This window comes from Frankia nepalensis (assembly GCF_016786325.1).
Classification (GTDB): Bacteria; Actinomycetota; Actinomycetes; order Frankiales; family Frankiaceae; genus Pseudofrankia; species Pseudofrankia nepalensis.
Map to the genome: position 1 here is coordinate 32,573 of NZ_JADWYU010000184.1, position 6,889 is coordinate 39,461.

5 protein-coding genes are annotated in these 6,889 nt (G+C 71.0%); 4 read left to right on the plus strand and 1 reads right to left on the minus strand.

All coding sequences use genetic code 11. The features are described from left to right. Window positions 1-5: 5 nt before the first annotated feature. Entirely contained in the window at window positions 6-1,031 is a 1,026-nt protein-coding gene (locus I6A81_RS27860) for a magnesium transporter CorA family protein (RefSeq protein WP_203004181.1), read from the minus strand. A 577-nt stretch (window positions 1,032-1,608) separates the two neighbouring features. On the opposite strand from I6A81_RS27860, the gene kdpF reads away from it, so the two are divergent. The 4 genes from kdpF (at window position 1,609) to I6A81_RS27880 (ending at window position 6,780) form a co-directional block, all read left to right on the plus strand. Further along, window positions 1,609-1,698 carry a K(+)-transporting ATPase subunit F gene (gene kdpF / locus I6A81_RS45795; RefSeq protein ID WP_203004182.1) on the plus strand — a complete coding sequence of 30 codons (90 nt, stop codon included), beginning with the start codon at window positions 1,609-1,611 and terminating at the stop codon, window positions 1,696-1,698. Then, window positions 1,699-3,423, plus strand: a complete 1,725-nt coding sequence (gene kdpA, locus I6A81_RS27870) for a potassium-transporting ATPase subunit KdpA (protein WP_203004183.1) — start codon at window positions 1,699-1,701, stop codon at window positions 3,421-3,423. A gap of 71 nt (window positions 3,424-3,494) precedes the next feature. After that, complete coding sequence (kdpB, locus tag I6A81_RS27875; protein ID WP_407661395.1) at window positions 3,495-5,867, plus strand: potassium-transporting ATPase subunit KdpB; 2,373 nt, start codon at window positions 3,495-3,497, stop codon at window positions 5,865-5,867. Window position 5,868: 1 nt separating this feature from the next. Next, the gene (locus I6A81_RS27880) at window positions 5,869-6,780 is read left to right on the plus strand and encodes a potassium-transporting ATPase subunit C (protein WP_203004184.1); all 912 of its coding nucleotides are present in this window, start codon (window positions 5,869-5,871) and stop codon (window positions 6,778-6,780) included. Window positions 6,781-6,889: the final 109 nt, after the last annotated feature.

The following is a 6,889-nucleotide window of genomic DNA, read 5'->3' on the forward strand; positions in this document are numbered from 1 at the left end:
GCTGGTCACCACCAGCCGCGGCGGCGGGCCCAGCGCAGCAGCGTGGCGGACACGGCGAGCATCAGGACGAGGACGATCGCCAGCTGCCAGGACCGGGTCCGCTCGTTCACGATCAGGTTCATGCCGAAGACCGAGGAAAGTGCCGTGATCGGCAGCGTGATCGCGGCGATCACGGCGAGCCGCTCCGCGGCGATCGTCATCTTGGTCTCGATCCGGGTCCGGTAGAACTCGATGACGCCCTGCAGGTACTCGCGCTGGACGTCGGCCAGGCCGCGGACCTGCTCGAACTCCTCGACGACCTCGGCTATCAGCGGCCTGGCCTCCGGGGGCAGCGCCCACGTCCGGCTCCCCAGCCGGGCGTAGATCTCCTTGTTCAGGGCGCTGATCGTCCGAGCGGCGAGGAGGCCGTGGCGGGCGCGGAACAGCTCGTCGAGGAAATCCTCCGGCTCGGCGAAGTGCCCGCCGATGACCCGCTGTTCCAGGCTCCACACGTCGGCGGTCAGCGCCTCCACGAACGACTCCTGGCTAGCGGCGAGCGCGAGCACGATCGCGTGCGACAGGTCGAACGGCGTCGCCGGCCGCAGCCGCCCGGACTCCATCCGCGAAAGCACGGCGCGGGTCTCGCGCAGCGCGGCCTCGGGCGGGACGGCCGGGTTGAGCGGCCCGTGCACCGTCACCAGGAAGTGACGGCCGACGAACTGGTCGAGCTCGATGTAGTGCACATGCCCGCCCTCGCCCTTCTCGGGGCTGTGCAGGACGACGAAGACGTGGTCGGCGTACGAGTGGGTCTTGGGCACCCGGTTGCGCTCGGCACAGTCCTGGACCGCCCGGTGGTGGAAGCCGAACACCTCACGCAGCGCCAGCTCGGAGCTGGCCTCGCAGCTCGGGATGTCCACCCAGACGAACCCGGCCTCGCCGGCCCCGTCCAGGCCGTCGGCGCTCCCGTCCGCGCCGACCTTGGCGAGCAGTGCGCCAAGCGCCTCGACGGGGTGCTGCTCGACACCCGTCCTCGTTACCAGCCGAACATCCATATACGCCTCAACTCACCGCTCCAGCTCCCTGGCTGCCCACCAGCCCGTGGCCAGGCCGGGCACCGGGAGCCCGCCCGTGACCGGCCACGCCGCGTTGTCGGACCCGAGGGCCGGAACGCACGATAGGCCCCACCAGGGCGGACGTCTCCGCCTCGCGCGTCAACGAGGTGTGAACACTCGCCGTGCGCGGGATCCGCGAGCGGCGCCGCGACGGCCGGCGCGGGCGAGGACAGGTGACGGGGGCCACGGCGCGGCGCGGACGCCCGGCCGGGCCGCCACGCGATCGTCAAAGGGCCATACAAAGCGCGCCCCCAGCCGTCGACAAAGCGTCAAGAAGAATCTTCGGAGCCCCGCGGCGGCGCCACGATGTGTCGCCGGGTCCCCCGACGGGGGATTCGTCGTGGTTGGGCACCCGAACCATCCAGGGCGATCTCACCCGTTACCGAGAGAGATAACTCAAGGACCGTGAATGCGTCCGAGAGGGAAGTTGTGGACAGATGACCGACCTGATTTTCGTGGGCGTGGTGATCGCGGCCTTCGTGCTGCTCGCGCTCATCGCCCGGGGGGTGGAACGGCTGTGAACGCCGTGAACATCGCCGGCCTGGTTCTCGTCGTGGTCACCGCCGGTTACCTGGTGGCCGCCCTGTTGTTCCCGGAGAGGTTCTAGATGAGCACCGGCTGGGCCGGGTTCCTGTTCGTCGTGACGCTCGTGGCGGCGCTCTGCCTCGTCTACCGGCCGGTCGGCGACTACCTCGCCCACGTCTACACGACCCCGAACGACACCCGGGTCGAGCGGGCGCTCTACCGGGTGGTCGGCGTCGACCCGCGCGCCGAGCAGCGCTGGGGGGCGTACCTGCGCTCGGTGCTGGCGTTCTCCGTCGTCGGCATCCTCTTCCTCTACGGATTCCTGCGCCTGCAGCACCACCTGCTGCTCAGCCTCGGCATGCCGGCCATGGAGCAGAGCCAGGCGTTCAACACCGCCATCAGCTTCGTCACGAACACGAACTGGCAGTCGTACTCAGGCGAGTCGACCGTCGGGCACCTGGTCCAGATGGCGGGGCTCGCGGTCCAGAACTTCGTGTCGGCCGCGGTCGGCATGGCGGTGGCCGTGGCGCTGGTGCGCGGGTTCGCCCGGTCCAGCCCCGGGCCGAAGGAGGTGCGAAAATCTTCCTCCTTCGCACCTTCGGAGGCCTCGCAAGACGGAATTGCCTCGCTCGGCAACTTCTGGGTCGACGTGACTCGCGGCACGCTGCGGGTGCTGCTGCCGGTCAGCTTCGTCTTCGCGATCGTGCTGGTCGCCGGCGGCGCGATCCAGAACCTGCACGGCAACCGGACGTTCAGCACCGTCGTCGGCGGTGAGCAGACCATCACCGGCGGCCCGGTCGCGAGCCAGGAAGTCATCAAGGAACTGGGTACGAACGGCGGCGGTTTCTACAACGCGAACTCGGCCCACCCGTTCGAGAACCCGACCGCGTGGACCAACTGGATCGAAATCTTCCTGATGCTGTTCATCCCGTTCTGCATGCCGCGGATGTTCGGGAAGATGGTCGGGAACACCCGCCAGGGGCTGGCGATCGTCGCCGTCATGGCGACGCTGGCCATAGCGAGCCTGGCGGTCAACGTCGGTTTCCAGCTCGCCCACCACGGCACCGTCCCTGAGGCCGTCACCGCGGCGACCGAGGGTACGGAGAGCCGGTTCGGGGTGCCTCAGTCGGCCACGTTCGCCACCGTGACGACGCTGACGTCGACGGGCGCGGTGAACTCGTTCCACGACTCGTACACCAGCATTTCCGGCGGCACGCTCATCCTGAACATGGCGCTCGGCGAGATCGCCCCCGGCGGCGTCGGTTCGGGCCTGTACGGCATGCTCATCCTCGCGATCGTGGCGGTGTTCGTCGCCGGGCTCATGATCGGGCGGACGCCCGAGTACCTCCAGAAGAAGATCGGCACCCGCGAGATCAAGTTCGCGTCGCTCTACCTGCTGGCCACCCCGACGCTCGTCCTGGTCGGGACGGCGCTGGCGATGGGGCTGCCGGGTGAGCGCGCCTCGATGCTCAACTCCGGCCCGCACGGGCTGTCCGAGGTGCTCTACGCGTTCACGTCGGCCGCCAACAACAACGGCTCGGCGTTCGCGGGCATCTCGGTGAACACCACCTGGTACAACACGGCGCTCGGCCTGGCGATGTTGTTCGGCCGCTTCCTGCCGATCGTGCTGGTCCTGGGCCTCGCCGGCTCGCTGGCCGCGCAGCGCCCCGTGCCGGTCTCGGCCGGGACGCTGCCGACCCACCGGCCGCAGTTCGTCGGGATGCTGACCGGCGTCGCGGTGATCCTCGTCGCGCTCACCTACTTCCCGGCGCTCGCGCTCGGCCCGCTCGCCGAAGGAATCCATTGATGACCAGCCACGGCTCGGGCAACCGGCCGAGCAGAACGGCCGCACCTGGGCAGACCGCGATGGGAAAGGGCATGGAAACACCTGACAAGAGCGGCGAAGGCACTCCGGCGGCACCGGGCACGACGCCGGGCACGGTGCCGGGAACAGCGCCGGGCGCGCACCGGGCCTCGGGCACGCCGCACAGGGCGGCACGCCGCGCCGGCGGGCTGTTCGACCCGGCGCAGCTGGTCCGCTCGCTGCCCGAGGCGGCCCGCAAGCTGAACCCGCGGACGCTGTGGCGCAACCCGGTGATGCTCGTGGTCGAGATCGGCGCGGTGTTCTCGACCATTCTCGCGATCACCGACCCGGACGTGTTCGCCTGGCTCACGGTCGTCTGGCTGTGGCTGACGGTCCTGTTCGCGAACCTCGCCGAGGCGGTCGCCGAGGGCCGGGGCAAGGCGCAGGCCGACTCCCTGCGGCGCACCCGCACCGACACGGTCGCCCGCCGGCTCGTCGGCTGGCGGGAGGGGGGCCCGGTCGACGCGGCCCGCGCCGAGCGGGTGCCGGCGCCGGCGCTGGTGCTCGGCGACCACGTGGTCGTCGAGGCCGGTGAGATCATCCCGGGCGACGGCGACGTGGTCGCCGGCGTCGCGAGCGTCGACGAGTCGGCGATCACCGGCGAGTCGGCCCCGGTCATCCGCGAGTCCGGCGGCGACCGTTCCTCGGTCACCGGCGGCACGAAGGTCCTGTCCGACCAGATCGTCGTCCGGATCACCCAGAAGCCGGGCGAGAGCTTCATCGACAAGATGATCCGGCTCGTCGAGGGCGCCAGCCGGCAGAAGACCCCGAACGAGATCGCGCTGAACATCCTGCTCGCGAGCCTCACGATCGTCTTCCTGCTGGCGGTGGCGACGCTGCAGCCGCTGGCGATCTTCTCGAAGGCCCAGCAGCCGGGCGTCGGCGACACCAGCGCGCTGGACGCGCACGGCGTCACCGGCATCGTGCTGGTCGCGCTCGTGGTCTGCCTGATCCCGACGACGATCGGCGCCCTGCTCTCGGCGATCGGCATCGCCGGCATGGACCGCCTCGTGCAGCGCAACGTGCTCGCGATGAGCGGCCGCGCCGTGGAGGCAGCCGGCGACGTCAACACGCTGCTGCTCGACAAGACCGGCACCATCACCCTTGGAAACCGGCAGGCGTCGGACTTCCTCCCGGTGGGGTCCGTGACCCCGGATCTGCTGGCCGACGCCGCGCAGCTCTCGTCGCTCGCCGACGAGACGCCCGAGGGGCGTTCGATCGTCGTCCTCGCCAAGGAGCGGCACGGCCTGCGCGCACGCGGCCCCGGTGAGCTAGGGCACGCCCGGTTCGTCCCGTTCACCGCGCAGACCCGGATGTCCGGCGTCGACCTCATCGACGGCGAGGACGAGACCAACGGCGCGCCCGACGGCCAGAACCAGGCCGATACCCCTGACGGCCAGGACCAGGCCCACACCCCCGACGGCCAAAACCGGGCCCACACCCCTGACAGCCAGGACCGGGCTCATGTCCGGCGGGCGATCCGCAAGGGTGCCTCCGGCGCGGTGCTGCACTGGGTGCGCGAGGAGGGCGGCACCATCCCGGCCGGCGTCCTGGAGCTGGTCGACGAGATCGCCGCGACCGGCGGCACGCCGCTGGTCGTCGCCGAGAAGGTCTCGCCAGCGCTCGGCCGGCCCGGCAAGCCCACGACCCGGGTGCTCGGCGTCATCCAGCTCAAGGACGTCGTCAAGCAGGGCATGCGGGAGCGGTTCGCGGAGCTGCGCGCCATGGGCATCCGGACCGTCATGATCACCGGCGACAACCCGCTGACCGCGCGGGCCATCGCGGACGAGGCCGGCGTGGACGACTTCCTGGCCGAGGCCACGCCCGAGGACAAGATGGCGCTCATCCAGCGGGAGCAGCGTGGCGGCGCGCTGGTCGCGATGACCGGCGACGGTACGAACGACGCGCCGGCGCTGGCCCAGGCCGACGTCGGCGTGGCGATGAACACCGGCACGTCGGCCGCCAAGGAGGCCGGCAACATGGTCGACCTCGACTCCAACCCAACGAAGCTCATTGAGATCGTCGAGATCGGCAAGCAGCTGCTCATCACCCGCGGAGCGCTGACCACGTTCTCGATCGCGAACGACGTCGCCAAGTACTTCGCGATCATCCCGGCGATGTTCGCTGGGATCTACGGCGGCCTCGACAAGCTCAACATCATGCGGCTGTCGAGCCCCGAGTCGGCGATCCTGTCCGCCGTCATCTTCAACGCGCTGATCATCATCGCGCTGGTCCCGCTCGCCCTGCGCGGCGTGCGCTACCGGCCGGCGAGCGCGTCGGCGATGCTGCGCCGCAATCTGCTCGTCTACGGCGTCGGCGGGCTCATCGCCCCGTTCCTCGGCATCAAGCTCGTCGACCTGTTCGTCCAGTTCATCCCGGGGATTTGAGATGCTCATCCGGCTTCCGAGCTGGGCCCGCCACCATCTCGCGGCGTTGCGCGCCCTGCTCGTGTTCACTGTCCTGTGCGGCCTCGCCTACCCGTTCGCCGTCCTGGCGATCGCCCAGATCCCCGGGCTGCACGGCCGGGCGGAAGGCTCACTCGTCCACGCCGCCGACGGCACCGTCGTCGGGTCGTCGCTGATCGGCCAGCTGGCCGCCGACGCCGACGGCAACCCGTTGCCCGGCTACTTCCAGCCCAGGCCGTCGGCCGCCGGCGACGGCTACGACCCGACGTCGACGAGCGCCTCGAACCTCGGCCCCGAGGACATCGTCGACACGCCCGACGACCCGGCGACCCCCGACGACGAGAGTCGCCAGAGCCTGCTCACCCAGGTCTGCGCCCGCGGCCTGGCCGTCGGGGAGGCGAACGGCGTCGACGGCTCGCGGCCGTACTGCGCGCCGTCCGGCGTCGGCGCGGTGCTCGCGGTGTTCCACGCCGAGCCCAGCTACCAGGGCGCCGTCACCAAGGTCGTCAGCGTCAACGAGATCTGCCCGGCGACGCCGTTCCTGGCGGACTACGAGGGCGTCGCGGTGACCTGCCGCGAGCCGGCGCAGGACGTCGCGGCCGGCCAGCTCGTCCCGGTCCGCGGCGACGCCCCGGACGAGCCCGCCGTGCCGGCGGACGCGGTGACCGCCAGCGGCAGCGGCCTCGACCCGGGCATCTCCCCGGCCTACGCCCGGCTGCAGGTCGACCGGGTGGCGCGCGAGCGCGGCCTGGACCCGGCCGTCGTGGCCGACCTGGTGGACGAGCACACCACCGGCCGCGCCCTCGGGTTCCTCGGCGAGCCGACCGTCAACGTCGTCCGGCTGAACCTGGCGCTCGACAAGCTCACCGAGCCGCCAGCCGCGGCTGGCAACTAGGCCCGACCTGCGACGCATGATCGCCGTTTCTGCCCTCTGAGTCCTCCGGGCCCTTCGGCCGGCCGCGCAAGCGCGGAAATTTTGGGGGTGGCTCGTTCGGGTGGTCTGT

Bases quoted from the DNA above. Each gene is read 5' to 3' on its own strand.
- I6A81_RS27860 (WP_203004181.1), bottom strand. From the start codon at position 1,031: ATGGATGTTCGGCTGGTAACGAGGACGGGTGTCGAGCAGCACCCCGTC.
- kdpA (WP_203004183.1), top strand. From the start codon at position 1,699: ATGAGCACCGGCTGGGCCGGGTTCCTGTTCGTCGTGACGCTCGTGGCG.
- kdpB (WP_407661395.1), top strand. From the start codon at position 3,495: ATGGAAACACCTGACAAGAGCGGCGAAGGCACTCCGGCGGCACCGGGC.
- I6A81_RS27880 (WP_203004184.1), top strand. From the start codon at position 5,869: ATGCTCATCCGGCTTCCGAGCTGGGCCCGCCACCATCTCGCGGCGTTG.